We start from the raw sequence: 24,974 nt of genomic DNA, 5'->3' as shown, positions 1-24,974 counted from the left end.
GCCTGATTTTATCCAGCGCATATTTCAAGTGTGAAAGTGCTTTCTTTTACACTTGCTTTAATAAATAATATAATCCAGCGTCTCCAGAATCTCTTCATCTGTAACACTGCTGTCAATTACAGCTTTTCCTATTTCTTCTAATAATATAAAATTAATTTTACCGGCGTTCATTTTTTTATCGGACTTTGCCACCCTAAGAATTTCTTCTTTAGAAATACCTGTAATTTTTGAAGGAAGATTAAATCCTTTTATAGTTTGAACGATATCTTCAAAATCTTCTTTAGACACATTCCCTCTTTTATAAGAGAGATAGGCAGCCGCAACCATACCTATGGCTACGCATTCTCCGTGGAAAAGTTGGAAATCCATTAATTTTTCTATGGAATGACCTATAGTATGTCCAAAATTAAGTAAGGCTCTTTCTCCACTTTCCCTAAAATCTTTTTCCACTACATCCCTTTTAATAACACAGCTGCGATAAACCATTTCTTGCAAAGTTTTAATATCTTTCTGTTCTATTTTTAAACGATTGGTTTTTAACCATTCAAAATATTCTCTATCCTTGATTAAGCCATGCTTAATAATCTCTCCAAGACCGGAGAAAAATTGTTTGTCACTTAAAGATTTTAAGGTATTTAAATTAATATATACCCCTCCCGGCTGATGAAAAGCCCCAACCATATTTTTGTAGGAGTCAAAATCCACTCCGGTTTTTCCACCAATGCTGCTATCCACCATGGAAAGAAGTGACGTTGGCAGTTGGATAAATGAGATACCTCTTAGATACGTTGCAGCGGCATATCCAGTCAGATCACCTACAACTCCTCCGCCCAGTGCAACTAATAAATCCTTTCGATCAAATCCTGACAGAATTAAATGTTCATACAAATCTTTTACAGTATTTAGTGTCTTGTTCTCTTCCCCTGCAGGGAATGTAAAAGTTTCTACTTTTGCCCCATCCTTATATAATATCTGTTTTACAGTATCAAGATAATATTTTCCAACATTCGTATCTGTAACAATACATACTTTCCTATTGGAAATAGGCACTCTGTCAAAGATTTGGAGCAAGTTGTCATAATTGTCTTCTAATCGAATGTCGTATATTGGTTTCTCATCATAATTAACCGTTAAAACCTGAGTCATCTAATTTCTCCTTTAGTCATACTTTACTAATCTTCTAAATCTAAAAAATCAAAACCATCATCTGCTCCCAGATCTACCCTGAAATCATTTTCTTTTGATTCCTTACCATCCAGTTCTTTGTTTTCTTCTGGTTCTTCCTTCTCACTTACGGTGTCTTCCATTAATTCATTTTCATCAATTGCCTTATCCATCTTTTCTACTAAATCAGATTCTTTCTTTGAATAATCATTTAAATTGGCAATACCTTTCTCCAGCATTACGTCTAGATTTCCAATATCAATATTAAATCCATTGGAATTTAAAAGTTCCATTTGTGTTTCAGCTAACTTTTCAAACTGAATCTTATATCTATTATATTGCTGAACTAATTCTATTGTTTTTAAATGAATTCTATTTAATTCATTTTTGGCTTCTGCTGTGATTAAATTAGCTTGCAAATGTGCCTCTTTTTCAATAGAATGAGCCTTTTGGTTTGCCGTCTGTTTTGTTTCTTCCGCAGCCTTTTCCGCTAATACAAGTGCTTTTTGAAGAGTATTCTCAATCGTCTTATAATGTGTAATCCCATCATTTAAAATAGCTATCTTATCTTGAAGCTCTACATTTTCTTTATAAAGAACTTCATAATTATGTAATAACTCTCTAACAAAAGAATCCACGTCTTTTTTGTCATATCCAATTCCAGATTTAAAAACTTTTCCTTGAATTTCTATGGGTGTCAACATAATATCTCCTCCTAAGCATATTTTAAAAGGGTAATATAAAATCGCCCTTTTTTTGTCTGATTGTTTATTTCTTTAAATAAAAATTTGCCGTGACCTCTAAGAGATACTACATCCCCTTCTTTTAACATATAGCTGTTTGAAAGAACCAGTTTAGAGTTCACATATACTTTACCACCAGAAATCAAGCCGCTTAAGCTGCTTCTTGATGTTTTAAATGCAACAGATAAAATCGCATCTAATCGGATTGATGGGACTGTTCCTGTAATAGTAACAAAATTCGGAGTATAATTTACCTCTTTAAAATCTACAATTTCACATGATACATTGGTATGCTTGATCATATTTAATTGATCTGCAATAAATTGACTGATGCGATTATTGCAAAAAAGATAACATTGGTTCTCATCAATTAAGATATCTCCTAATTTACTACGGTCTAAACCAAGATGAGTTAAGGCTCCAAGAAAATCCCGATGGTTTAAATTATCACTGAATTTTGAATGAATTGGTTTTATATAAATACAATCAATTGGAAACTCCGGTTTAGAAAAAGAGTTTTCATCATAAAAACATAAAATTTTTCTTTCTGAATCCTGGTATCCACCAAAAAGTATAGTCTGAATTGGCGGTAATTCTGATCTTATATTAAAAAAAAGATTTATATCATTAAGATTTAAAAAATCAGTATATGTACAGATTCCTTTTTGGTAAGAAATATTAGCTAGCTCAAGTAATCTCTTACAAAATAAATCATCTTGCCTGTCTAATTGCATATGGACTCTCCTAAACTGTTATTATCTTAAAGCATAAAAGAATTCCTGCAAGTAAGACAGTACGAGAAATCCAATAATAGGTGATAAATCATAATTTCTTACCTGAAAAATTGAATGCTTCAATAAATATCTGATTGGATCCAGTAAAGGATCCAGAAGTATGTTGAATATCCCCTGAATCTTAGGACTGATTCTAATCCATGTAGACAGAATATATAAAAACAATATACCTTCTAACACCACACAAAAAATATATAAGGAATTTATTATTACAATATCCATAAATTCTCAACCTTTCGAATTCTATTAGAAATCTTTATTAATGGTAGGTACTCCAAAACCTTCTTCAGGCACTAAATCCAGGTAATCACCGGAGATGTCTACATTATCTGGTGAAAAGATAAAGATATATTTTGAAATTTGATGCAATTTACCGCTGATGGCATATACAGCGCCAGAGATGAAATCCATGATTCTTTGGGCCTCTCCCGGATCAAAGCCTTCCAAATTAACAACGGCAGCTCTTCCGTTCAAAAGTACATCACAGATATCCTGTGAATCATCAAAAGATGTTGGTTTCATAATACAAACTTCAAGTCCTAATGGTGTTTTCCGAATAGGTATGATCTTATTCGTTGATGTTCTTTCCATACGTGTTCCCCTTTCTTTCTTTGGAGAAATTGGTGTTTTTTCATCAGTTTCATTAAGTTCTTGTCTTTGATATTTTCTTTCTGTTCTTTCTACACGTTCTTGCTTCTTCAGTTCTGCAGCTTGCAGCCTTTCTAATCTTTCTGCCTCTTTTTCTTCGAATTCACTTACATAATCTTCATAATCATCATCATCATCGCCTAATTTTATAAAACCCAAAAAATTCTTTATTATACTTGCCATATACTTATCTCCTATCCATTATCTTTCAATCTTATGATTCTTAAACTATATTTTACGAAAACTTTTAATCTTAAATAGTATAATTTCTTTCTCCAAAGATTCCGGTTCCCACACGAACCATCGTTGCTCCTTCTTCAATTGCAACTTCATAATCATTGGTCATGCCCATGGAAAGAACCTTCATATCAACATTATCAATGTTTTTACTTTTGATGTCAACTAATAATTGTCTTAATTTCCTAAAATAAACTCTGTTTTCTTCCGGGTTTTCCACAAAAGGAGCTATGGTCATTAATCCTTTAATTCTTACATTGGAAAGCTTAGAAATCTCTAAGACTAATTCCTGAACTTCTTCTTCTGCTACTCCAAATTTAGTATCTTCTTTTGCAATATTTACTTCAATGAGAATTGGCACTATCACATTCTTTTTCAGAGCCTCTTCCTGGATTGCTACTGCAAGTCTTAACGAATCTACAGAATGAATCAAACAAGCTTTATCAATGATATACTTAACTTTATTTCTTTGGAGATGGCCAATAAGATGCCAGTTTAATGATTCCTTGATCTCTTCCGTCTTTTCACACAATTCCTGCACTTTATTCTCGCCAAAATGAGTGATACCAAGATTAATGACTTCCTGAATCATTGAGACAGGTTTGGTTTTACTAACCGCAATTAATGTAACATCCTCTCTATTCCTTAAAGCTCTATTACATGCTGCTTGTATTTTCTCTTCAACCAGAGCTAAATTCTCCCTTAGCATTCTAAAATACTTCCTTTCTAAGACTTACTATAATTATACTTTTTATTCATATTTTATCTATGATGCGATATACCTAAAAAATATGTACTATCATGATTTAATATATAATGGATTGTTCTTCAATCATATCCCCATTTAAGACAATGTGATCATAAACAGAAAGGCCATATAAGGTATCCTTCTTAACAATGCAATATTCTTTATTTTCATATTCTTTCTCAATTCTGCGAAATACTGCATAACCTTTATTTACGTTATAAACTCCTTCTAAAGTAGCAACTTCACTAATCTGATAACGTTCTCCATTCTTCTCATTATGGAGATAATCATTTTGTTCCAATTTCGTCCCATCTTCCAGGGTGAGCAGTGTATCTACATAACCATATTCTTCGTCTTCATAATAAATTTCTGTTGGAAAGAACTTGAATTCTAATTCACCATTCTCACTGTATACTTCTTTAATAAGTCCATTTTTATTGGAATCTCCACCAGTTGTGAAGTAATCGATAGGTATTTTATAAAATTCTTTCTCAATAATTGAGGTTTTTGGTATTTTTAGACCGGATGCTGAATTAATCGTTAGTTCAATATCAATATACCTGTCGTTTAAAAAACGAATCATATAATTATCTAAATCTAACCTGGCAAAATAAGAATCTCCCTTTTTATATGATTCAATATTAGCTACTGTAGACAGATCATTTTTAATAAATGTTACTTTAATTCTGTCTTTTTCTTTGATACGGGAATATTGTTCCCTGGTTAAAGAAATTACTATAGACCACTTTTCATCTGTAACTAACTTAAATACCGGACTGTTCCTTTCAATAAGTTCATCGGTTCTTAACTGGACTCTTTTATACGCTTCATTGGAAAAGGTATCTTTCTTGACTTCATCAGCAGTTAAACCTTCCATTGAATCAATAGAATATGAAATGACTCCACTCTTATTTATTTTAAATTTATGAAAAAACGAATTGTCTGAAGATATTGAATCCAGATTCTTGATCATGTTAAAATTTGTAGCTTCATATAAAATATTGTCCACATCATATTTCAAATTGTAAACATTACTAAATGTATCATTGGAATATGTTTTTTGAAAAGATGTAATACTATTTTTAATCTTATCATTCTCCTCATTTGACAACTTGTCCATATCTTCGCTGGCTGAAAGTGTATCAAAAAGTTCTCCGCTTTCGTCTATGGTATATACTAATGAATTTTTAGCAACACGTTCACCTTCTCTAATATAAAAATTTACATATCCTGCATTTTCAGTATTATAGACAGTTTCATCCCTGATAATGATTCCTTTGCAGATATTATCATCAGCAATATTATTCTCTGACACTTCATAAATAGACAAATGCTCTTTATTTAAATAAATAATTACATTTATTACTATATATAAAAAAATTATGCCAAATATGATAACTCCAATATTAAGATTTACTGGTCTTTTATATTTCACAACTTTTCTCGATTGATAGTTTCTGTGCTTCACAACTTAAGTCCTCCTTAAGTAATTGAAAATACGTACATTGTATTCATACTATTAATATTATACTTATTTTTTTCATAATTTTAAACCCCTAAATGAATAATAATATAATTTAAGTCAATAATATTATAAGAAACCAAAGGAGGTAATGAATTGAAAACAGTAGATTATATCGCATTAATACTAGTTGTAATTGGAGCTGTGAATTGGGGTTTAATCGGTTTCTTTGGATTTGACCTAGTAAGAATGATTTTTGGAGATATGACTGCAGTATCCAGGATTATATATGGCATTGTAGGTATCGCAGGTCTCTATGCAATAAGTTATTTTGGTAGATTATCAAATAATGATTAGTTTATAGTTTAAATTAAATTGAATTTCCAGTAAAAAGAATCCCCAGACTCATATAATAAGCCTGGGGGTTTCACATGTTCATGGCTCTGCCACGAAGCCTTATAAAGACAAATATTAAAACGACTCTTTTACAAGAGATATGGTGTGATCCAACTTACACCCATCACTTGCAAAAGAGCCATATATATTATAGAGATACTATAACTTTATCTTTATATTCTTCCGGAAGATTTTCAGGATCGACTGAAATACTAATTACAAAATCAATACTAAATTGTTCAGAAATCTTTGTTAGTTTCCCTAATACATTTCCTATGTCACTTTCTTCAATATTAGCTATTCTTAAAAAACTATCCAAATAAACTCTCTCTAAATCTCTGTCCTGTGAAATAATCCCGCATATAAAACCCAAAAATTCACTATAGTTATTAATTAAAAAATCACGCACATTGATTAGTCTGATCTTATTGCTTAATTCATACATATGCTTATTACTTTTGTCAAGATACACAATACTACCCGTCGATGATCTTACCTCATCATTAACTTTGTTGATTAAGATTTTTGTTTTCCCTTTGCCTTTTTGACCTGCAATAATCTGAACCATTGTAATCTCCTCCTTAGGAATTATATTGTATTATATGCATAAAATTATTATAGCTATGAATTAATTATAGTATATATAATACTAATATTCAATAGATATTTGGATAGATTCGGCAAAATATCCAAATGTAAACTATACTTTTATGCTTTCCAGTTACCACATTGCAATTGAATAAACATTTTTAAACAAACTGCTATGTATGAACAGATAAATTCATTTCCTATTTAGAGATTAGCTCCAGTAGATATGTCATCTGATAAAACAAGTTATCACTGCTATCTGCTTTTAATACTAAAGATATATATACTTTATCGTCTTTGTCCTTACTGGCAAGAATAAGACAAGAACCCGCTTTAAATGTTGTTCCTGTTTTTCCTCCAAGTACCGTAATCCCTTTTGGTACATTTGCAGCACCCGTTAAGTATCTATCTGTACTGGAGAATTCCTTTTTTACTTCTTTTCCCGAATTATCTTTATAAGTAAGAGTATATTCCCCTAACTTAATTATATCCAAAAACTCCTGATATTGTAACAATTCATTAAAAATTAAATATAGATCATATCCAGTCGTATAATGATCATCATCATGTAATCCATGTGGATTCAAAAAATTCGTATGAACCGCACCGATCTTCCTGACCTCTTCGTTCATCATATCAGCAAATGCAGATACGCTCCCTGCAACATGTTCTGCAATAGCTATCCCTGCGTCATTTCCTGAATAAACTAATAAAGAAGTAAGCAAATCTTTTAATACGATTTGATCTCCTTCTTTAAAACCACATAATTTAGCACCTGCCTCTGTTATATTACTTGCATTCTTACTGATTGTCACTGTTTCCGTAAGGTCTGCATGCTTTAATACAACAAGTGCAGTTGCTATTTTTGTAATACTTGCTGGATATAGTCTTTCGTGCACATTATTAGAATATATCGTTTCCTGATCCGTAACATTAATTAATAATGAAGAAAGAGAATTTAAATTATTATCCTTGGGACTATTGAAATCCTTAGAAATTACTGTTAAATCCTTTGCAAATAAATCTCCTCTTTGAATATTGCTAAGATTCACTAAATTATTCTGATGAAGGTTTAAACTATCTTCATAAGGGATGATTGCATCAGAAGAATTTGAACATCCTGTAAGTAAGGTTATTGTGAGCAATACACACAAAACTCTTTTCTTCAAACTAGAATCCCCCTTAACTATGATTTAAATATTTCTCTCCAGTCTAAATCACCACGGTCCAACGCTTTAATCAATAATTCAGCAGTTGCTAAATTAGTTGCTAATGGAATATTATGCATATCACATAAATGTACTACATTATTAACATCTGGTTCATGTGATTTTTGAGTTAGTGGATCCCTTAAAAAGATAACCAGGTCAATCTGATTATGTTCAATCTGAGCGCCTAACTGCTGTTCACCGCCTAAATGTCCTGCAAGATATTTGTGAACATTTAAATTAGTTACTTCTTCTATTAATCTTCCAGTTGTACCTGTTGCATAAACTTCATTTTTACTCAAAATTGCTCGATATGCAATACAAAAGTTTTGCATTAATTTCTTTTTTGCATCATGTGCAATCATTCCGATATTCATAGTCTCTACCTCCTGTAATTTTTTCTTTGTAAACCAATATTTAAAATCAAACCAATCCCCATCATACTACTCATTAAAGAACTTAGACCATAACTTAAAAAAGGTAGTGGAAGTCCGGTATTAGGTAAAATCGAAGTGGCAACACCAATATTTACAAATACCTGAAATGCGAACATGGAAGATAACCCTACCGCAACTAACATTCCTGTATAATCATTGGCTCTTCTTGCTGTATTAATACATTGAATTACCAAAAGCACTAATAAGCCGATGACAAGACAACTACCTATAAATCCCAGTTCCTCTCCTATTACAGAAAATATAAAATCACTTTCTGCAACTGCTACATATTTACTGCCTCGAATTTCAGTTCCATTATCAAATAATAACTTACCATATAATTGACCCGAACCTATGGCTTGTACTGAATTGTTCTGTTGATACATAGCATCCGGATAAAGTTCTGGATGCAGAATAGACAAAACTCTTCGTTGCTGATATGGCTGTAAAATCTTTTGAAATGGCTGTTGTATATACCATAACATTGCCACAGAAACAGGAATGCCAACAGCCAGAGTCGGAATTATAATCTTATAGTCCAATCCAGCTGTATATATCATAACTAGAAAGATAAACATTAAAACCAAACTCGTTGATAAATTGGTCTGAATTAAAATAAGAAAAGTTGGAATTCCCATTAAAATCAAAGCAATAACTGCTGTTGAGACTTTATCCAATTTTTCACGCATTATGGTAAAAAGCTGGGCTAAAAATATAATCATAAAGATTTTTGTTAATTCAGAAGGTTGAAGATCAAATACCTTTAAATCTAACCATCGTTTCGACGAAAATTGTTCTTTCCCTAATGGGCTGAATTTAACCAATAACAATAATATAAGGTTAATCCCATAGAAAACCCACATCAATCTACATAAAAAATGGTAATCAACTAAAGCTACTCCCAACATAAGGAATATACCGAAAATAATACCCAGGATATGTTTCAGGGATTTAGAATCTCCTTCGACGAAACCTACCATAATTACACTGATCACACTGAGTATCAATATAATTGTAACTAGCGGAAAATTAAAATTTTTCCAATTATACTGCTTAAAATTAAACATTAATTATCATCCTTATTTATGAGCCTTAAGGTCTTTAATTGGTATATTAGCAAATAATGCAGGTACAGTACCATTATTTCCTTCAGACTCTGTTTGTGTGATTTTAATATCTAATCCGTCTGTATCAATCTCTACATACTTTGAGATAACATTAATAATGTCATTTTTCATTTGTTCCATAATTTCAGGAGAACAATTTGCTCTATCAGATACTAAAACCAGTTTTAACCTGTCCTTTGCTACATTGCTAGAAGTTTTTTTCTTAAAGAAATCTGAAAAACCCATTATTACTTTCCTCCCTATTATTTTTTGAATAAACTTGAAAGTCTTGCAAATAGACCCGCTTTACCATTTAAATCAAGGAAAGGTACTTCTTCTCCTAAAATTCTACGGCAAATGTTCATGTAAGCTTGTCCAGCAAGAGATTCATTACCTACCAGAGGTTCACCTTGATTCGTAGAGATAACGATATTCTCATCATCTGGGACCACACCGATTAAATCAACAGCTAAAATTTCTACAACATCATCACTTGACATCATATCGCCACGTTTAACCATATCATTTCTTAGTCTATTTACAATTAAATAGGTTTGTTTAATTTCATTTGCTTCTAACAATCCGATAATTCTGTCCGCATCGCGAACAGCGGATACTTCTGGTGTTGTTACTACTAAAGCCCTGTCAGCTCCAGCAATTGCATTTTTAAACCCTTGTTCAATACCAGCAGGGCAGTCCATAAGTATGTAATCAAATTCACCTCTTAGCTCATCTGCTAATTTTTTCATCTGCTCTGGTGTTACTGCAGTTTTATCTCTTGTCTGTGCTGATGGCAGCAGATAAAGATTAGGATATCTTTTATCTTTAATTAAAGCCTGTTTAATTCTGCAATTACCTTCTATAACATCTACTAAGTTGTAGACAATACGGTTTTCCAGGCCCATTACAACATCAAGATTTCTAAGTCCTATATCAGTATCAATTAGCACAACTTTTTTATCAAGCTTTGCTAATCCTGTTCCCACATTTGCTGTAGTGGTTGTTTTTCCAACTCCACCCTTACCGGATGTAATAACTATTACTTCTCCCATTGCATTTCCTCCAAACTTAATTTCTGTTTTTATATTAATCTAATACTTGGTATCAAATTTTAACCGCTTATAATGCAAATCAATTTTGAAATAAATAATATTTTATAGAGTTAATTCTCCAATAACATTCTTGTCAAGAGGTTCGATATAAATATTTCCATCTTCAACAAATGCAATTTTGGTCTCTTTTACCGAATTTTTCACCGGCTTGTCCGGAGCTCTGGCAATTACATCAGCAATTCTTATCTGTACAGGATTCATATCCAGTGCTACTACAAATGATTTTTCATTTCCCGTAGCACCAGCAAAAACATTACCTTTTAATGACCCCAATATTATAATATTGCCTTTAGAAACTACTTTTGCTCCTGGATTTACATCGCCGATGATAATTATGCTTGTTTCTACTTCTAAAACTTGTCCTGATCTTAAATTTCCTTTATAAAATTGTCCAGTGTTCGTATTCAATTCCATTAATTTTTCGTTAATGCTTTTTTGGAATTGTTTATCTTTATCCGGATCATCCTCAACAATGCATACAATATGCAAGTCTGAATTCTCTGATATGATACCTAAAATTTCAATTTTTTCTTCATCTGACAAAGTCCTGCCTTCAAAACTAATGGCCATCTGTGCATTATTAAAGAATTTAGCGGAAGCTTTAAATTTTGATGCAATTTCCACTTTTAAATCTTCAAAACTTAAATCTGGATCTAAAACTGCAACGATTCCACCATTATATGCCTTTATTACAACTGAATTATTCATATTAGTCCTCCAAGTTCCGAGAATGAATGGTCTATCCATTTTTAGAACAATAGCCGAGTATGAAAGATACCCTTTCACACTCACCTATCAAATATATTATAATAGTACTTAAGAATCATTTAACTAGGTAATTAGTCACCTGTCTGAGTATTTTCAATTTCTGTTACTCCCTTTTCTAAGAGTTCTTCATACCCATCTGCTTTAAAATAATATTTATATATCTTACTTGCAAAATCTGCCGCATTCCCTGATGCATAACCATTAGGAATAGTTGTTACCACTGAAATCTCAGGTTTCTCGAAAGGAGCGTAGGATACAAACAAGGCATGATTTGGATGCAAAGTACTTTGCTGGGCCGTACCAGTCTTCCCTGCCACCTGTACATTCAGATTCTTAAATAAGTGGTCAATAGAACTTTGCTGCCCATTCACTACTTCAAACATACCTTTATGAAGCTGCTCCCAGGTAGAAGCTTTTAAATCCAGCTTATTATAAACAGTAGCTTTGTTGTTAAGAACTGTTTTACCATCAACGTCCATGATTTTATCTAAAAGTGTTAAATTATAAGCAGTTCCACTATTGGCAATTGTTGTTACATATCTGGCCAGTTGAGCAGGTGTATAGTTGTTTGTACCTTGACCAATGGCAGAACGAACAGAATCTTCTCCGGAAATCTGGGGACTATATTCTGATAATTCCAAGCCTGATGGAGCATCAAAACCATACATAGTAGCATATTTTTGTAATTTCTCAAGACCAAGGGTACTATCAAATTTGCCGGTAGGTGTAATACTTAAACGATAACCTACTTCATAAAAGAAATAGTTGCAGGAAACTTCCAATGCATGAATTGTATCAACAGCACCATGATTATTTGGATATACCCAGCATTTAGGGCTATGGGACAATTTTTCAAAAACACCTTTATCTATGATCTTTTCCCCTGGTGAAATAACCCCTTCTTCTAATCCTGCGGTAGCTGATACCATCTTAAAGGTAGACCCTGGTGCTGTCTTTGACTGGAGCGGTCTATTCAACATAGGATATGCCTTATCATCAAACAATTTGTTATAATACTTTGAATCAACTGTATTGGCTAACTTGTTATTATCATAAGATGGATAAGAAACCAGAGCCAGCACATCACCAGTCTTAGTATCCGTAATTACAGCTGATCCTGAACATGGTTCCAATGCAAGTTGAGCCGGAGTAATTTTTAATTTTTTGATTTTATCTATTAAAAAACTATAGGAGGAAATATTACCATTCTGTAAATTGGCAATTTCATCCTCATTATATTTTAACACACCTTGGTCAAATAATAAAAGACAAATTTCAGTTCCAGATAATTTGTACGAATATACTAAAGAACGATAGATTTTTTTGTTGAATTCGCCATCATCAGTTAATATTTTATCAGTGTACTCCATTAATTTACCATATAATTCATCAGTGCTATAATATTTTTCGTCAATATCTAACTTATTTAAATCAATCCAGTTCTTTGATAAAGCATGTTGAAGAAATTCACTTAAACTGATTTTATTCCCCTTATAATCAAGATACTTCTCATCAGTTGTTTCAATACTGTCTTTTATTAAAATCCCTTTTTTTTGCAATAAATCAAATATATACGTTAAATATCCTTCCATTTCATCAGAAACTGAAATATTCAATGTTTTGCTATTCAGTGCCATGATAGAATCTAGTTGCCGGAAAACATTTTTTTGTTCATTGAGGAATTTTTGGTGCACGCTCTTTTCTAAAGCCGTTGCATCATTTTGGCTGAAGGAATTAATATCGATTACATTATTATTGATCAGAGCAAAATAAACATCATAAATAGGGATCAAAATATCTGCTGCACTAACTCCTTTACTTCCAACATTAGTACTATTCGTGATCTTAGACACAAGGATTCCTGCTATTTGTTTCTCCAGCAAATCATATGTTGTTTTTTGCAAGTCACTATCAATAGTCAGATAAATATCATTACCAGCAACTGGTTCCACTGTATCTTTTACTTCAAGAACCCGATTGGATTCATTTACGGTTACGGTCTCATAACCTTTTAACCCATGTAAATAGGATTCATATTCTTTTTCAATACCAGATTTACCCACCTGATCCGTTAAAGTATAATTATCTTCCTGTCCGTTGGATTTGATTTCATCCAAAGCTTCCTGAGTAATTAATCCTGTGTAACCTAATATATGGGCAAAATATTTACTGTCTGCATATACTCTATGGGTTTCCTGCAAAATATCAACCCCTGGTAACTTTTCACTATTCTCTTTGACTGCAGCAACTGTCTTATCATCAACATTCATCGCAACAGTAATTGGAAGATATTTACGATAAGTGTTCATAAATTGAGCATATCGGACCGTCATTATCTTTAATGCTTCTTCATCTGTATATTCCTCTGTAATATCAAACATACTTCTTATATCAGTGAAGCCTCTTAGATAATCATAAACTTCCTTTGCAGTTGCATTTTTTTCTTCTGTCGTTAATTCTTCTATTTTAGAATGATAATAAATATCTTTTTTAAATCTTAGTTCTTCATTTTTATCTACTGTAAATTCAATTTCATCGTTTTTATTAAATGCCAAAGGGAAATCATAGGCAATCGTATCCCCGTGCTTCTCTATGATCTGAATCAGATCATAGATCATTGCATTTTTTTCCTCATTGGTCTGGAGTTCACCGATATCTTCTAATGTTACAGTGTAAGAAAGTTCGTTATAGGCTAAAAGTTTACCGGTTCTATCCCGTATATTCCCTCTTGTACTTTTAAGATCTCTCTTAATCTCAGTTTTTAGTTCCATCTCATTATTGTACTCATCACCATTTACAATCTGTAAATGAAATAATTGATATATGATCGTAAAGAATAACAAAAAATAGATGATAGAAACTGGCATTAATCTGGATTTTATAATTCGTTTTAATCCTTCTAAAAAATTATCAAGCAATATTATACCTCCTTATTTTCCCTGCGCTCAAGAAAGGCATTCAAATTATGTAATAACTTATAGAGCAAAACAGAAACTAAAACAGTATAAACTAATTCAGGAATCATGATTCTTCTAAAATAGAAAAACAGATTAAGTCTGCTTCTTAATAAAAATTCCATAACATAATACATAAAATTGTAAACAAGATCACTTACCCCTATTAATAAAATAGGAATCGTAAGCACATCTCTAAAAAACAGCATATTAAAAATACCGTTTAAATATCCAATGACCATGTAAATTAAAGCACATACTCCAATTACATCACTATATACAAAATCAGAAAGAAGGCCGCATATTAAACCAATGACCAGTCCTTCTTTGCGTCCTCTCATATATCCAACGGCAACTGTTATAATCAATAATAAATTAGGAACAACATCTGCAAGGGCCAATGCTTGAAAAAAAGTACTCTGTAATAAAAAACATAGTATTATAATAATTAGCATGATGCCAAAACGTTTCATACGCAAAACCCTTTCATTATTTCATCATTTCTTTCAATTCTTCTGTATTTTCTTTTAATTCAGTAATAATTAATACAGTATCCAATCGATTAAAATTTACTGCCGGCGTTAAATAACCTGACTTTGTCATATTATTAGCATCTACAGTGATATCACTGATGTATCCTATTAGAATACCCTGTAAATATTTATCACTAATGTTAGAAGTTACAATCTCATAACCATCCTTAACGTCTGCATCTTTTGAAATATGGCTTACCTGAATTAAGCCACTGTCTATTAATTTCAGACTGCCTGTTACGATACAAGTATCCGAAGTCTTTAAGAACATTCCACTTACATTACTACTATCATCTATAATAGAACGTACTCTGGAATAGTTTTTTCCTGCTTCCGTTATGATACCCACAAGTCCGTTTCCTGCAAGTACATTCATATCAACAGCCAGTCCATCTTCCGTTCCCTTATCAATTAAAAATGTATTATACCAGTTATTCGTCTCTTTGCTGATAACTCTTGCTGCTACTTTAGGATAACTTGCATATTTTTGATCTAACTGATATAAATTTCGAAGATTTTCAAGTTCATATTTATCTTGCTGCAATATTTTATTCTCATAGGAAATTGTACTTAGCTCTTCTTTCAGTTTCTTATTCTCTGATTGTAAACTTTGAATATTCTTCAAGTCATCAACCCGATCAGAAATATATCTTCCAATGGAATTGATACCTTTTTGCATTGGGGAAAGTACAGTACCAACTGAAGTTTTTATTGGTCCAAGTCCATCACTGTACTTGAACGAAACCAAAATTATAACAAGACACAAAGCGGTGCAGCTTGCTAAAATATATTTTGGTTCAATAGAAATTCTAGTTCTTCGTTTCATTTTAATCCCTCGTCTTTGTGGAATATGTGCTTTGCCTGATATCATTTGCCAGCATCGATAGGGAAGCTTCTTCCATGATTCTTCCAAGACCTAAAACAACAGAATTACTTGCATCTTTGCAAATATTTACTGGCAGCTCCGTTTCTTTGTTAATTAAAGTTTCTAAGTTTTTTATATTAGCAGAACCTCCTGTAATATATATGCCTGTATCTATAATGTCGGAAGAGATTTCTGGTGGTGTTCTTTCTAAAATTATTTTTATACTGTCTATGATTGTATAAAGGTATTCTTTAATTGATTCATAAACCATGGCTGAACTTATATCCATCTGGCTTGGTAACCCGCGAACAACATTTCGTCCGAAAGCTTTGATTGTATTTTCATCACCTGGAGTTGCATTTGCTAATTCTTTCTTAATGACCTCGGCTGTTTTATCGCCAATAATAAGATTGTATTTCTTCTTGACATACTGTCTGATAGATTCATCCAACTTATTCCCTCCAACAGGTATAAGTTTACTTAAAACGATTCCACCAAGGGAAATAATAGATATCTCCGTAGTATCCGCACCAATATTTACAGTCATGACACCTCTGGCATTGGTAACGTCTAATCCGACACCTAATGCATCTGCTACAGGTTTTTCAACTACTAAAATTGATTTTGCTTTTGCACTGGAATTGGCAATCAGATCATAAAATGCTCTTTTCTCCACTTCCGTAATGTCCGTGGGAACAGCGATAATATATGACATTCCGCTAATTTTTGATCCTTGGCCTATTTTTCTTAAAAGATGGTTCAATAAAGATTGCATATTTGCTATATCAGCTATAACACCACTTTTTACAGGGTAGGTAACATTAATATTGGATGGTGCTTTTTCATACATATCAAACGCATCATTACCAACTGCGATAATATCTTTTTTGTTGGCAATCGCTATAATATTACGTTCATCTAATATTACTCCTTCCCCTTTTTTATATATTTTAATGGTACTAGTACCCAAATCTATGCCCAAAGCTTTTTTAACCATTAAATAAAAACTCCTTTCAATTTTGTGATCATGCTCAAGAAGCATACCTGCATGTCCATCTGAGTCTCAGATCAAGATTCAAAGATTTCTTTCAATGAAGCCTAAGTATCCAGAATTCCCTGCTCTTTTAAGCTTATATATTTATTATCACCAATTATAATGTGATCCATAAGCTTAATTCCAATTAATATACCTGCTTCTTTTATCCTCTTTGTTGTAATAACATCTTCTTTACTAGGGGTTGGGTCACCACTGGGATGATTGTGCAGCATTATAATATAAGTTGCACAATGCCTTAATGCATTTAAGAAAACTTCCCTCGGAGCAACAATAGAAGAATTGACGGTACCTGAAGAAATAACCATATCACCAAGAACTTTGCTCTTTGAATCAATAAAAACAATAAGAATTTGTTCTCTTGTCATATGCCTCATATCCTGCATATAGTAATCAGCAACTGCACCGGGACTTAGTAATTTCAGACCTGCCTGATTGGTTGCTTTTGCCATCCGCTTCGTTAATTCGGCAATACATAACATTTGAATTGCTTTTACTTTCCCAATTCCTTTGATACTCATGAACTCATTCATAGACATATAATTAAGACCAATAAGTCCCTTATTGGCTTTCGAATAATTCAATATGTGGTGGGCTAAATCAATAGACCTTACATTTTTAGAACCTGTCTTAATGATAGCAGCCAAAAGTTCTGCATCGGATAAAGAACAAGCACCATATTTTTCACATTTTTCGTAAGGTCTTTCTGACATTGGTAATTCTTTGACTGTTAAATACTTATTATTCACGTTTTCTCCTTATTCATTCTCCCTAAGCAAAATCCCCCATGATTTTACTTACTATGAATAAGTTTGTAACACTTCTTATATTGTACGATATACAATGATCGAAATAATTACGCCAATGATACTTGCCATGGTAATTTTAATATTAATGCCAAAAGTAATAACTAATATTCCTAAATTCAAAACAAATGGTTCACTAAGGCCAAATTTTTGTCCATAGTTTAACCATGACAGATAGGAAAAGTCTTTTGCAAGATAGCCTATAAAACCACCTAATACAATGCCTGCAAGTATTAGCAAGAATAACGCCCAGGTATTTTTACCGTTTGTTCTACTCATTCTTCCCATTTAATTACCTCCGGTTTATCAAGTAAACGCCCCTATTTATCTGATAGTAACTTTCCAACCTACATTTTAACATAACTACTATTATTTGTATACACACTAAAACCAAAAAAATTATACACTATTTTGTAGTCAAATGAAACCGAAACACAATGGAATGTATGAATAGTTATTGTTCTTAGGCTATTACTATATTATAAGAACTTATAATTAAAACAACCTCCAAATGGTAGTTCTCTTTGATCAATTTGGAGGTTGTTGAATATCTGAATCTGTTAATATATACTTGAATTCAATATTATAGCCTTAGTAATTTATCTCCTTTGATTTCCTCCTCACTCCAGGAAATAACCGCAAATTTACTATTAGAATGTTTATCTACAGTATTCATCCATTTGATTTCATTACTTGCTTTTGAAGCCAATAATTTATTAGAAGTGTTCGTCTGATACAGGGAAGAATTAATCACCCACCATTTTGTATGAATTCCAGCCCGCGTCAGATCTTCTTCTAAACGCATCGCTTCATAGACAGGAGTTGCTTCTGGAAGGGTTACTATAATTACTTGTGTCTCTTCCTCATTGCGAAGTCTTGGTAATAATTTCTTCACAGCTTCAGGTATGACTCCGGAGGATCGTTCAATTTCTTTATGATAGCTCTGAGTTGAATCAAGAAGTAATAATGTATGTCCTGTAGGCGCTGTATCTATCACTACAATCCTATCATCCGCCTTATCTACGATTTCGGCAAATGCACGAAAGACTGCAATCTCCTGAGTACATGGCGAACGTAAATCTTCTTCTACATATTCTATATCTTCTTGTGACATAGACTCTTTGGCTTTTGAAAGAACTTCCTCCTGGTATTTCTTAAGTTCTTCCTGTTCATCAATATGGCTCATAGTTATGTTATTATTTTCTTTTATTACAAATTTCAGATGGGCAGCCGGATCGGTCGTTGCTAAATGTACTTTTTTCCCTTTCGCTGCTAACCCAAGGGCAATTGCTGCTGCAATGGTCGTTTTTCCAACCCCTCCTTTTCCCATGGTAAATATTACTTTCTTCTCTGTAGTAATGAAATCATCGATTATATTCTGAAGATTAAATAAATTATCTGTGTGCAGTTTATCATCTGCAGCAATATAATTATCTTCCGTAAGGAATGCTTTTACATTTTTAATTCCTGTTACATTATATGCCCGCAAAGGAATAATATAAGTTTCCAAACGTTTTAATTCCTCCGGCATATCTTCTAATGCTTTTCTTTGTTTCTTATATAAACCTTCTGAAACAGGGTCATCAAAGGATGTTAATATTCCATTAATAATCATCCATTGATTTTTAACCCCAATCTCTTCTAACTCTTTTGATGCTCTATATGCTTCTTTTAGTGGTGTCATTTCTGGACGTGAAACTAATATTAATGTAGTTAAAGTTCCATCCGCCAAGGTTTCCACTGCTTTCTTATATATCTCTTTCTTATCCTCTAATCCTGCGAGCTGTCCAAGGCAGGAAGCTCCATGAGTATTTTCACTAATAAAGTTACTCCAGGCAGAAGGAAGCTGTAACATTCTTAAAGTATGACCGGTTGGAGCCGTATCAAATATAATATGATCAAATTCATCATACACCTTTTTATCTGTAATAAACTTAGAGAATTCATTAAATGCAGCTATCTCAACGGTACACGAACCCGAAAGCTGTTCTTCCATATTATTGATGACAGAATCAGGTAATTTCCCCCTGTATGGTTCAATCACACTTTCCCTATACTCTGCTGCCGCTTGAATCGGATCAAGATTGGCGACCATAAGATTTGGAATTTCTTTAATAAAAACTCCTTTATTATCAAGTTCTGTTTCAAAAACATCCTGTAGATTAGAAGCCGGGTCTGTACTTATTAAAAATACCTTATATCCATTGTCAGCAAGATGAACTGCGGTTGCACATGCAGCTGAAGTCTTACCCACTCCCCCTTTTCCTGTATAGAAAAGATATTTGGTGAGATTTCGTTCCTTTGGTTCAAAATAAAATAAATTTCCAGCTGATTTACTATTCATAATTTCATTATCCTCTCTATACCCACGTAACACATTAACAACAATCCCCACCTGAACAGCCACAACCTCTTGATTTTCTAATTGTTGCTCTGACCCTTTTAGGTTGTATGGCAAGAAGATTTGCCGGGAGTTCAAGTATTTTTACAAATTCTTCATTCTTAGGATATCTGCCCGTAAGTACTATTTCATCATCAACCATAATGGCTGGTAATTCTTCCACACCTTTCTCATTAATAAATTTATTGATTGTCTGATTTTTTATAAATTCATCAGGTGCATTTGAAAGGTTAAAGCGGTCCACTTTTATGCCATTCTTTTCTAAAGTATTTAATACTGTAGAAATCCTTAAAAGTTCAGGATCAACACCCACTCCGCAAATTCCCGTGGAACAACACATGGCCGGTTCAAAAATCTGCATTTTCTTCATACTATCTCTCCATTCATTTTATTATGATTTTAATACTGATATTTAATAAGTTAAAATATTACATATTAAACAGAACAATGGAATCCCAAGATTAATTCTGATTCCTTATTTTGTTATGTTGGGAAACCAATTCTTTGTATTATTTGCTATTTTAACAAGAAGTAACATAATAGGAACTTCTGTTAACACACCTACCGTTGTTGCCAGCGCCGCAGGTGACTCCATGCCAAATAATGCAATTGCTACTGCTACTGCTAATTCAAAGAAATTAGAAGCCCCGATCATGCCTGCCGGAGCAGCAATATCATGAGGTAAATTTAATATTCTTGAAGTAAAATAAGCTACAAAGAATATTAATATAGTCTGAATCGTTAATGGTACCGCAATGAGAAGAATATGTACAGGATTTCCTAATATTACTTCTCCCTGAAAGGAAAACAGCAGCACTAACATTAATAACAATCCTACTGTTGTAGCACTATCAAATCTTGGCAGAAATTGTTTTTCAAAGTATTCAATACCTTTATTTTTTGTAATAACCATCCTGGTAATAATACCTCCTGCTAATGGAATTACAACAAATAGAATCACAGATAAAATCAAAGTGTCCCATGGTACAGATACATCACTTACCCCCAGTAAAAATTTAACGATAGGTACAAATGCAATTAAAATAATAAGATCGTTAGTCGCCACCTGAACGATTGTATATGCTGGATTCCCTTTTGTTAATTGGCTCCATACAAATACCATGGCAGTACATGGAGCGGCTCCAAGTAAAACTGCTCCTGCTAAATAATCTTTTGCTAATTCTGCTGGAATAAGACCTTTAAAAATTACATAGAAGAAAGCTGCTGCAATTCCATACATTGTAAAAGGTTTGATTATCCAATTTGTAATCCATGTTACATATAATCCTTTTGGATTCTTACGAACATCCTTAATACTTTGAAAATCTACTTTCATCATCATTGGGTAGATCATGACCCATATAAGTATTGCTGTAGGTATGGATACATTGGCATATTCAAACTGGTCAAAAAAATCTGGTATAAATGGCATGAACTTACCAATTAATACACCTATTATCATACAAACCGCTACCCAAATAGTTAAATACTTTGAAAAAAATCCTATCCCCGGTGTGTTATCATTACTCATTTTTATTCTCTCCTTAACGTTGTTCATTCATATATGAACAAATATCAATCCCTTTATACTTCTCTCTCTCCATATTATCTCTTTCATATGTTCTTAGCTCTTTTAAATGTATCTTTAAATATTCCCATAGATGTCTATGTTCTTCTTTGAACTTATCACTGATACGAAAATAAGCCCATTGTGCCTTCTTACAGCTTTCAAGAATACCGGATTTTTTCAAAACCATCAGATGCCTTGATGCATTGGATTGTGTCATCTTTAAACAAACCTCTAGCTCACATACACACATTTCCTTATCCATTAGTAAAGACAGTATTCTTAATCTGCTTTCTTCAGACAGAGCTTTAAAGATCTCAGTCATGAATCCACCCCACTTACTATCTAATCTATATTATATTTATATTTCACTTTTTACAGATTAGATATTAGATGGGCATATATTTGTATAGAGATATAAATATATAAGCATATGAGCATATATTCATATATTATGCAAAGATATTTTATAGGTTACATATCAGGTTTTTTATCTTTTATTTTCATAAATTGTCTCTGTCCGCCAGACAGATTAAATACTTTCTTAAAACCATGGTTTCGTAAGATATTTTGAGCTGCATTGCCAGTAACTCCTTTATTGCAGTAAGTAACTGCAATGACTTCCTTATCTAGATCTTTTATTGATTCCCTAAGTTTTTCATGTGGTATATTAGTGGCTGTTTCAACATGCTCTTTTTCATATTGGGAATTTGCTCTTGCATCAATTAGAGTATAATCCTTCCCTGATTCTATTAATTCATTTAACTCCATTGCTGTTATTAAAGGCTGAGCTCCATATATTGCATTATCCAGAATCATTCCTGTATACATCACTGGATCTTTCGCTGTAGAAAACGGAGGTGCATATGCTAAATCCAAGTGGAATAAATCATCTGCTTTCCCTTTAAATGTTATTGCAGTTACAAAGACATCAATCCTTTTATCCACACCCTCATAACCAATAATTTGAGCTCCCAGGAGCCTTCCGCTCTTCTTATCTGCAATTCCTTTAATCACCATTTCTTTCCCGCCCATATACATAGCTTTATTTGGCTTTATATTATGGCAGACGGCAACATCATAACCTGATTCTTTTGCTTCTTTTTCCGATAGACCTGTCTGGGCCACTACCATATCAAAAATTTTGAAGATACCGGTTCCTAAAATCCCACGAAACTTAAGATTTCCACCTGTTATGCAGTCTCCTGCAATTCTTCCCGTTTTATTGGCTGTGGATCCTAATGGACGATAGACCCTTTTTCCTGTAACTACATGATAATGTTCAATACAATCACCACATGCGTAGATATCTTCAATATTTGTTCTCATTGTTTCATCCACTTTAATAGCATCAGCAATTCCCAATTCTATTCCTGCCATCTTTGCTAATTCTGTATTTGGGCGTACTCCAGTAGACAGAAGGATCATATCTGCCTGAACTTCTCTCTCATCAGATAAGATTACGCTATTTTGCGTAATCTCTTTTACAGAGGCATCAGTAATAACTACAATGTCATTCTTAATGAGATAATCTTTCACATAAACTGCCATATCACTATCCAGTCCAGGTGTAACCTGAGGCAGTTTTTCAATTAATGTGACCCTGATTCCAAGTTTCTTTAGATTCTCACATACTTCTAATCCGATAAATCCAGTTCCTGCAATAGCCGCTGTTTTAGGCTGGTGCACTTGAATATGTTCTTTGATCTTATTCATATCATTGATATTCCTTAAGGAAAAAACATGTTTCCCATCTGCTCCTTTTATTGGCGGGATAATAGCACTGGCACCAGTGGCAATTATTAATTTATCATATGTGTCTGTGAATAATTCACCCGTTGACAAATTCTTGATCTCTAAAGTTTTATTCTTGGAGTTTAAAGAAGTTACCTCATGTAATGTTAATATATGGATGTTATACTTCCTTTTAAAAAATTCTGAATCTCTTGGAGTCAAGTCATCACTATCCACTTCTCCTCCTATGGCATATGGCATACCGCATCCTGAATATGATATAAAGTTATCTTTCTCGTATATTACTATCTCAGCTTCTTCATTATTTCTTCTTGCTTTCGCTGCAGCCGATGTACCAGCTGCTACTGCACCAATAATTACTAATCGCATTTACCCATCTCCTTAGAGGTTTTACATATACAATTTTCATGTTCCGTTGTTATCCGCTCCCAAAATTCTTTTATGGATTCAACTGATTTCATATTAGTACTATATCTCATCCAGGAGCCTTCTTTTCTGCCATTCACTAATCCACACTCAGTTAAGATCTTCATATGGTAGGATAATGTTGGTTGGGTGATTTGAAATGATTCTAGCAAATCACATGCACACATTTCACCACAAGATAGCATTTCAACTATCTTTAATCTTGTTTCATCTGATAAAGCCTTAAATATTAGTACATATCCTTTGTACATTTCCTGATTCACTCCTTTCATATCTAAGATATAGATATTTATCTATATCTTAGTATAAACCTCATATAGATAAGTGTCAATGTGTTTACATATATTTAACATATCTCTTAAGATACTCCTATTTTACTTAGTATTTTTCAAATAACTTATTTAATTCTAATAAAAAACTACGACACTTAGCACTATATTTCAAATATTTCCAATTATATATCAAATAGGCATTTTAATATCCTAAGTAAGCATATCCCATTGTGAATACTATTGAACTGATGTAATCTATCACTATAAATAATTGGTAATACCTTACATAAATGTAACTAGTTGAAAAGATTCGAAACTTCATGTTCTTAAGTAGAAAGTGTGATTATAGTGAATTATACCAAATATGAGTTAGACGATTTTTTTAATAAAGTATTTTTAGAAATGTATGAAGAAATCTTTCGATATGTAAGACGATTAACAAATGATAGCCGTGTTCTGGAAGATATCTTACAAGAAACATTTTTTGAAGCCTATAAAAAAATAGACATTCTTATAGAACATGAAAATTATCGAGGATGGATATATAAAACTGCCAGGTTTAAAGCTCTTAAATTAAATAGCAGAGTCCGTAAAACAGATAATAAGCAAGTGGAACTAGTCCTTTCAGAAGTTCAGGAATTGGGACAGCATGATCAATACGACTTCATTACATATGCTGACTATAAGGAGGTTTTATCCGAGTCAGAATTTAATTACTTATATAAACATTATATTGAAGGTTATACTTATGAAGAATTAGCACTTGAAGAAAATATCCAGATCGGCGCCTGTAAGATGAGAATGTCCAGGATTTTAAAAAAACTACGCAAATCTTTGATATATAAATAATTCATACTTATTTTAAGGAAATCTTAAGATTTTTTAAATATTATGTTACCTTTTTTATAGTTAAGTAGATGTATCTATAGG

At 32.6% G+C, this 24,974-nt stretch carries 28 protein-coding genes; 2 read left to right on the top strand and 26 right to left on the bottom strand.

The window, feature by feature from the left end:
- Window positions 1-57 precede the first annotated feature (57 nt).
- The 7 genes from aroB to EDD66_RS05715 form a co-directional block, all read right to left on the bottom strand.
- Entirely contained in the window at window positions 58-1,146 is a 1,089-nt protein-coding gene (gene aroB, locus EDD66_RS05745) for a 3-dehydroquinate synthase (protein WP_123608615.1), read from the bottom strand.
- A gap of 26 nt (window positions 1,147-1,172) precedes the next feature.
- Complete coding sequence (locus EDD66_RS05740) at window positions 1,173-1,868, bottom strand: DivIVA domain-containing protein (protein ID WP_123608614.1); 696 nt, start codon at window positions 1,866-1,868, stop codon at window positions 1,173-1,175.
- An 11-nt stretch (window positions 1,869-1,879) separates the two neighbouring features.
- Window positions 1,880-2,641, bottom strand: coding sequence for a YlmH family RNA-binding protein (locus EDD66_RS05735; protein ID WP_123608613.1), 762 nt, complete (start codon window positions 2,639-2,641; stop codon window positions 1,880-1,882).
- 21 nt (window positions 2,642-2,662) lie between these two features.
- The gene (locus EDD66_RS19000) at window positions 2,663-2,923 is read right to left on the bottom strand and encodes a YggT family protein (RefSeq protein ID WP_123608612.1); all 261 of its coding nucleotides are present in this window, start codon (window positions 2,921-2,923) and stop codon (window positions 2,663-2,665) included.
- A gap of 24 nt (window positions 2,924-2,947) precedes the next feature.
- Complete coding sequence (gene sepF / locus EDD66_RS05725) at window positions 2,948-3,532, bottom strand: cell division protein SepF (protein ID WP_123608611.1); 585 nt, start codon at window positions 3,530-3,532, stop codon at window positions 2,948-2,950.
- A gap of 70 nt (window positions 3,533-3,602) precedes the next feature.
- On the bottom strand, window positions 3,603-4,295 hold the full coding sequence (locus EDD66_RS05720) for a YggS family pyridoxal phosphate-dependent enzyme (protein ID WP_123608610.1): 693 nt from the start codon (window positions 4,293-4,295) through the stop codon (window positions 3,603-3,605).
- A gap of 97 nt (window positions 4,296-4,392) precedes the next feature.
- Complete coding sequence (locus tag EDD66_RS05715) at window positions 4,393-5,802, bottom strand: HlyD family efflux transporter periplasmic adaptor subunit (RefSeq protein ID WP_123608609.1); 1,410 nt, start codon at window positions 5,800-5,802, stop codon at window positions 4,393-4,395.
- A gap of 150 nt (window positions 5,803-5,952) precedes the next feature.
- Between EDD66_RS05715 and EDD66_RS05710 the strand changes: the two genes are divergently transcribed.
- Window positions 5,953-6,153: a DUF378 domain-containing protein gene (locus tag EDD66_RS05710; protein WP_123608608.1), complete on the top strand. Its 201-nt coding sequence runs from the start codon at window positions 5,953-5,955 to the stop codon at window positions 6,151-6,153.
- Window positions 6,154-6,340: 187 nt separating this feature from the next.
- Here EDD66_RS05710 and EDD66_RS05705 read toward each other — a convergent pair whose 3' ends face one another.
- The 19 genes from EDD66_RS05705 to EDD66_RS05615 all read right to left on the bottom strand — a co-directional run bounded on the left by EDD66_RS05705 (window position 6,341) and on the right by EDD66_RS05615 (window position 24,023).
- The gene (locus tag EDD66_RS05705) at window positions 6,341-6,760 is read right to left on the bottom strand and encodes a twitching motility protein PilT (RefSeq protein ID WP_207667755.1); all 420 of its coding nucleotides are present in this window, start codon (window positions 6,758-6,760) and stop codon (window positions 6,341-6,343) included.
- A gap of 220 nt (window positions 6,761-6,980) precedes the next feature.
- A complete protein-coding gene (locus EDD66_RS05700; protein ID WP_170164262.1) occupies window positions 6,981-7,949 on the bottom strand; it encodes a D-alanyl-D-alanine carboxypeptidase family protein in 969 nt (322 codons plus the stop codon).
- A 17-nt stretch (window positions 7,950-7,966) separates the two neighbouring features.
- Window positions 7,967-8,365, bottom strand: a complete 399-nt coding sequence (locus EDD66_RS05695) for a methylglyoxal synthase (RefSeq protein WP_123608605.1) — start codon at window positions 8,363-8,365, stop codon at window positions 7,967-7,969.
- Window positions 8,366-8,370: 5 nt separating this feature from the next.
- Entirely contained in the window at window positions 8,371-9,492 is a 1,122-nt protein-coding gene (locus EDD66_RS05690; RefSeq protein ID WP_123608604.1) for an FtsW/RodA/SpoVE family cell cycle protein, read from the bottom strand.
- A gap of 12 nt (window positions 9,493-9,504) precedes the next feature.
- Window positions 9,505-9,777 carry a cell division topological specificity factor MinE gene (gene minE / locus EDD66_RS05685; RefSeq protein ID WP_123608603.1) on the bottom strand — a complete coding sequence of 91 codons (273 nt, stop codon included), beginning with the start codon at window positions 9,775-9,777 and terminating at the stop codon, window positions 9,505-9,507.
- A 17-nt stretch (window positions 9,778-9,794) separates the two neighbouring features.
- On the bottom strand, window positions 9,795-10,583 hold the full coding sequence (minD, locus tag EDD66_RS05680) for a septum site-determining protein MinD (RefSeq protein ID WP_123608602.1): 789 nt from the start codon (window positions 10,581-10,583) through the stop codon (window positions 9,795-9,797).
- Between the two features lie 102 nt (window positions 10,584-10,685).
- The gene (gene minC, locus EDD66_RS05675) at window positions 10,686-11,351 is read right to left on the bottom strand and encodes a septum site-determining protein MinC (RefSeq protein WP_123608601.1); all 666 of its coding nucleotides are present in this window, start codon (window positions 11,349-11,351) and stop codon (window positions 10,686-10,688) included.
- Between the two features lie 131 nt (window positions 11,352-11,482).
- Window positions 11,483-14,329, bottom strand: a complete 2,847-nt coding sequence (locus tag EDD66_RS05670; protein WP_123608600.1) for a penicillin-binding transpeptidase domain-containing protein — start codon at window positions 14,327-14,329, stop codon at window positions 11,483-11,485.
- A gap of 2 nt (window positions 14,330-14,331) precedes the next feature.
- Complete coding sequence (gene mreD, locus EDD66_RS05665; RefSeq protein ID WP_243115309.1) at window positions 14,332-14,838, bottom strand: rod shape-determining protein MreD; 507 nt, start codon at window positions 14,836-14,838, stop codon at window positions 14,332-14,334.
- A gap of 16 nt (window positions 14,839-14,854) precedes the next feature.
- Entirely contained in the window at window positions 14,855-15,724 is an 870-nt protein-coding gene (gene mreC / locus EDD66_RS05660) for a rod shape-determining protein MreC (RefSeq protein ID WP_123608598.1), read from the bottom strand.
- 1 nt (window position 15,725) lies between these two features.
- Complete coding sequence (gene mreB / locus EDD66_RS05655) at window positions 15,726-16,760, bottom strand: rod shape-determining protein (RefSeq protein WP_123608597.1); 1,035 nt, start codon at window positions 16,758-16,760, stop codon at window positions 15,726-15,728.
- A 101-nt stretch (window positions 16,761-16,861) separates the two neighbouring features.
- A complete protein-coding gene (gene radC / locus EDD66_RS05650; protein ID WP_243115308.1) occupies window positions 16,862-17,566 on the bottom strand; it encodes a RadC family protein in 705 nt (234 codons plus the stop codon).
- Window positions 17,567-17,641: 75 nt separating this feature from the next.
- Window positions 17,642-17,902, bottom strand: a complete 261-nt coding sequence (locus EDD66_RS05645; RefSeq protein WP_123608913.1) for a DUF4321 domain-containing protein — start codon at window positions 17,900-17,902, stop codon at window positions 17,642-17,644.
- Window positions 17,903-18,206: 304 nt separating this feature from the next.
- Window positions 18,207-19,967, bottom strand: a complete 1,761-nt coding sequence (arsA, locus tag EDD66_RS05640) for an arsenical pump-driving ATPase (protein ID WP_123608912.1) — start codon at window positions 19,965-19,967, stop codon at window positions 18,207-18,209.
- Between the two features lie 34 nt (window positions 19,968-20,001).
- The gene (gene arsD / locus EDD66_RS05635; protein ID WP_123608596.1) at window positions 20,002-20,394 is read right to left on the bottom strand and encodes an arsenite efflux transporter metallochaperone ArsD; all 393 of its coding nucleotides are present in this window, start codon (window positions 20,392-20,394) and stop codon (window positions 20,002-20,004) included.
- A gap of 105 nt (window positions 20,395-20,499) precedes the next feature.
- Complete coding sequence (gene arsB, locus EDD66_RS05630; RefSeq protein ID WP_123608595.1) at window positions 20,500-21,555, bottom strand: ACR3 family arsenite efflux transporter; 1,056 nt, start codon at window positions 21,553-21,555, stop codon at window positions 20,500-20,502.
- A gap of 13 nt (window positions 21,556-21,568) precedes the next feature.
- Window positions 21,569-21,916: an ArsR/SmtB family transcription factor gene (locus EDD66_RS05625; protein WP_123608594.1), complete on the bottom strand. Its 348-nt coding sequence runs from the start codon at window positions 21,914-21,916 to the stop codon at window positions 21,569-21,571.
- 149 nt (window positions 21,917-22,065) lie between these two features.
- Window positions 22,066-23,715, bottom strand: a complete 1,650-nt coding sequence (locus tag EDD66_RS05620) for an FAD-dependent oxidoreductase (RefSeq protein WP_123608593.1) — start codon at window positions 23,713-23,715, stop codon at window positions 22,066-22,068.
- Window positions 23,706-24,023 carry an ArsR/SmtB family transcription factor gene (locus tag EDD66_RS05615; protein ID WP_123608592.1) on the bottom strand — a complete coding sequence of 106 codons (318 nt, stop codon included), beginning with the start codon at window positions 24,021-24,023 and terminating at the stop codon, window positions 23,706-23,708. Before EDD66_RS05615 ends, EDD66_RS05620 begins: the two co-directional genes overlap by 10 nt.
- 369 nt (window positions 24,024-24,392) lie before the next feature.
- On the opposite strand from EDD66_RS05615, the gene EDD66_RS05610 reads away from it, so the two are divergent.
- Entirely contained in the window at window positions 24,393-24,893 is a 501-nt protein-coding gene (locus tag EDD66_RS05610; RefSeq protein WP_123608591.1) for an RNA polymerase sigma factor, read from the top strand.
- Window positions 24,894-24,974: the final 81 nt, after the last annotated feature.

It is taken from the genome of Mobilisporobacter senegalensis (assembly GCF_003752155.1).
Classification (GTDB): domain Bacteria; phylum Bacillota; class Clostridia; order Lachnospirales; family Lachnospiraceae; genus Mobilisporobacter; species Mobilisporobacter senegalensis.
This window is presented reverse-complemented; position numbering and strand designations above follow the sequence as displayed.

Excerpts from the sequence above, each read along its gene's own strand:
- aroB (WP_123608615.1), bottom strand. The coding sequence starts at position 1,146 with ATGACTCAGGTTTTAACGGTTAATTATGATGAGAAACCAATATACGAC.
- EDD66_RS05740 (WP_123608614.1), bottom strand. The coding sequence starts at position 1,868 with ATGTTGACACCCATAGAAATTCAAGGAAAAGTTTTTAAATCTGGAATT.
- EDD66_RS05735 (WP_123608613.1), bottom strand. The coding sequence starts at position 2,641 with ATGCAATTAGACAGGCAAGATGATTTATTTTGTAAGAGATTACTTGAG.
- EDD66_RS19000 (WP_123608612.1), bottom strand. The coding sequence starts at position 2,923 with ATGGATATTGTAATAATAAATTCCTTATATATTTTTTGTGTGGTGTTA.
- sepF (WP_123608611.1), bottom strand. The coding sequence starts at position 3,532 with ATGGCAAGTATAATAAAGAATTTTTTGGGTTTTATAAAATTAGGCGAT.
- EDD66_RS05720 (WP_123608610.1), bottom strand. The coding sequence starts at position 4,295 with ATGCTAAGGGAGAATTTAGCTCTGGTTGAAGAGAAAATACAAGCAGCA.
- EDD66_RS05705 (WP_207667755.1), bottom strand. The coding sequence starts at position 6,760 with ATGGTTCAGATTATTGCAGGTCAAAAAGGCAAAGGGAAAACAAAAATC.
- EDD66_RS05695 (WP_123608605.1), bottom strand. The coding sequence starts at position 8,365 with ATGAATATCGGAATGATTGCACATGATGCAAAAAAGAAATTAATGCAA.
- EDD66_RS05690 (WP_123608604.1), bottom strand. The coding sequence starts at position 9,492 with ATGTTTAATTTTAAGCAGTATAATTGGAAAAATTTTAATTTTCCGCTA.
- minE (WP_123608603.1), bottom strand. The coding sequence starts at position 9,777 with ATGGGTTTTTCAGATTTCTTTAAGAAAAAAACTTCTAGCAATGTAGCA.
- minD (WP_123608602.1), bottom strand. The coding sequence starts at position 10,583 with ATGGGAGAAGTAATAGTTATTACATCCGGTAAGGGTGGAGTTGGAAAA.
- minC (WP_123608601.1), bottom strand. The coding sequence starts at position 11,351 with ATGAATAATTCAGTTGTAATAAAGGCATATAATGGTGGAATCGTTGCA.
- mreD (WP_243115309.1), bottom strand. The coding sequence starts at position 14,838 with ATGAAACGTTTTGGCATCATGCTAATTATTATAATACTATGTTTTTTA.
- mreC (WP_123608598.1), bottom strand. The coding sequence starts at position 15,724 with ATGAAACGAAGAACTAGAATTTCTATTGAACCAAAATATATTTTAGCA.
- mreB (WP_123608597.1), bottom strand. The coding sequence starts at position 16,760 with ATGGTTAAAAAAGCTTTGGGCATAGATTTGGGTACTAGTACCATTAAA.
- EDD66_RS05645 (WP_123608913.1), bottom strand. The coding sequence starts at position 17,902 with ATGAGTAGAACAAACGGTAAAAATACCTGGGCGTTATTCTTGCTAATA.
- arsA (WP_123608912.1), bottom strand. The coding sequence starts at position 19,967 with ATGAATAGTAAATCAGCTGGAAATTTATTTTATTTTGAACCAAAGGAA.
- arsD (WP_123608596.1), bottom strand. The coding sequence starts at position 20,394 with ATGAAGAAAATGCAGATTTTTGAACCGGCCATGTGTTGTTCCACGGGA.
- arsB (WP_123608595.1), bottom strand. The coding sequence starts at position 21,555 with ATGAGTAATGATAACACACCGGGGATAGGATTTTTTTCAAAGTATTTA.
- EDD66_RS05625 (WP_123608594.1), bottom strand. The coding sequence starts at position 21,916 with ATGACTGAGATCTTTAAAGCTCTGTCTGAAGAAAGCAGATTAAGAATA.
- EDD66_RS05620 (WP_123608593.1), bottom strand. The coding sequence starts at position 23,715 with ATGCGATTAGTAATTATTGGTGCAGTAGCAGCTGGTACATCGGCTGCA.
- EDD66_RS05615 (WP_123608592.1), bottom strand. The coding sequence starts at position 24,023 with ATGTACAAAGGATATGTACTAATATTTAAGGCTTTATCAGATGAAACA.